This is a genomic window from Pseudoalteromonas sp. S1727 (assembly GCF_005886375.1).
Taxonomy (GTDB): domain Bacteria; phylum Pseudomonadota; class Gammaproteobacteria; order Enterobacterales; family Alteromonadaceae; genus Pseudoalteromonas; species Pseudoalteromonas haloplanktis.
In genome coordinates this window covers 1-214 of sequence record NZ_PNDT01000197.1, presented here as the reverse complement: position 1 = coordinate 214, position 214 = coordinate 1, and the positions used below count along the sequence as shown (strand labels likewise).

Sequence of the window (214 nt, the reverse complement as noted above, 5' to 3'; positions counted from 1 at the left end):
CACCGGCATCTTTCATGGCTTCGCCGATGGATTGGCTCAAGGTCATCATTTGCGTTTGCAGTTCCATCACCATTTTAACTTGCATTTCTACTTGCGCTTTTACAGCTTTATCATCTTGATTTTGTTGCGCTTGTAATTTACTCAGTTGTTCTTTAGCTTGCTCTAGTTGTTGTTTGAGTCTTTCAAGTTGCTCAATCATTTTTTGAATATACTC

Annotated in this window: 1 pseudogene; it reads right to left on the bottom strand. The window is 38.8% G+C overall.

The features are described 5' to 3' along the window. Positions 1-214: pseudogene (locus tag CWB85_RS21600) on the bottom strand (hypothetical protein); the annotation flags it as partial.